Origin of the sequence: Roseospira visakhapatnamensis (genome assembly GCF_014197915.1) — a bacterium.
Classification (GTDB): Bacteria; Pseudomonadota; Alphaproteobacteria; order Rhodospirillales; family Rhodospirillaceae; genus Rhodospira; species Rhodospira visakhapatnamensis.
Window position 1 is genome coordinate 1 of record NZ_JACIGK010000091.1, and the last position, 1,333, is coordinate 1,333.

Annotated in this window: 1 protein-coding gene; it reads right to left on the reverse strand. The window is 66.7% G+C overall.

Translation table 11 applies throughout. From position 1 onward, the window contains the following. Positions 1-1,332, reverse strand: a 1,332-nt coding sequence (locus tag GGD89_RS19625; protein ID WP_184049240.1) for a transposase, incomplete at its 3' end; no start/stop codon positions are given. Between the last annotated feature and the right edge of the window lies 1 nt (position 1,333).

Genomic DNA, 1,333 nt, shown 5'->3' on the forward strand with positions numbered 1-1,333 from the left:
GCGGGCCATCCGCTTGCAGTTGTAAGCGAGGGTGACGAGCGCCCATTCGGTTTTGACCTTGCCGAGGCCACGGAGGTGAAAGCGGGTGAAGCCCAGGACGGATTTGATGATGCCAAAGACGGGTTCGACGGTACATTTTCGGCGTTTGTATTTGGCTTTGGCGTCCTCGGTCTGGAGTTTTTCCTTCATGCGTTGCCGCCATTCGGCTTTCGGCTCCGGCGGCGGCTTGGCGTCGGGATCGGGCGGGCGGAAGTCGTAGGGCCGCTCGGCCCGTGGGCGGGACACGGCCACCAGGACCTCGATGTCGCGCGCCTCAAGGGCCTCCACGGCCCCGCCACTGGCGTATCCGGCATCGCCCAGGACCGTCGTGGGCGGTCCGAGCGTGTCGATCATCCGATTGATGGCCGGCTCGAACATCGGCTGGTCGCTCGGCGTCTGGCCGACGTCGGTGGCCAGAACCAACTGGCTGCCGTCGGCATCGACGACGGCCTGGGCGTTGTAGGCCTGGCGGACCTCGTGGCGCTTGGACTTGCGCATCAGCTTGCTGTCGGGGTCGGTCAGGTTGCTTTGCGCGTCCGGCGGCGGGGTGTCATTGGGCGGCTTGGGTGCCCGTCCCCGGCCGTTGCGGGCCTCGTGCGCCCGCAGCTTCTCTTCATAAGCGGCCTGCTGGGCCTCGGCCTCCGCCCGGGCCTCGGCTTCCAGGCGTTGGCAGGCCGCATCCAGCTTCGCGCGCAGAGCCTCGCGCCGCGCGATCTCCCGCGGCAGCGCCTGCGGGTCCGGCTGGTCCTCGCGGTCGGCCGCCTCGGCCTGGGCCAGCAGCGCGGCGATATCCTTCTCCAACTGCTCCCGCAACGCCTTCGCCCGGTCATAGCGCACCGAGCGGATCTTTGAGGCATTGGCGTCGATCTTGGTGCCGTCGATGCTCACCATCCCGACCTTCAGAAGGCCAAGCTCCCGGCCCATCACGAGAACCTGCGCGAAGGCCTCGGCGATGGCCGCGCTGTTCTCCCGCCGGAAGGTCGCGATGGTGTCGTGGTCCGGATGCGTGTCCGCCGCCACAAACCGCACACCAACATCGCGATAGGTCGCCCGCTCGATCCGCCGCGACGAAAAAAGGCCGTTGGCATAGCAGTAGATCAGAAGCGCCAGCATCATCCGGGGATGGTACTGGGCCTTGCCCGTGCCCTTCCAGTTCACCTTGAACGCCGAAAGACCCACCCGCTCCACGGCCTCAATGATGAAGTGCGCCATGTCATCGTCCGGCACCCACTCCCGAAGGTCCGGCGGCAACAAAAGCGCTTGTGTGCGATCGTCCGAGATGAAGTTCGCCATC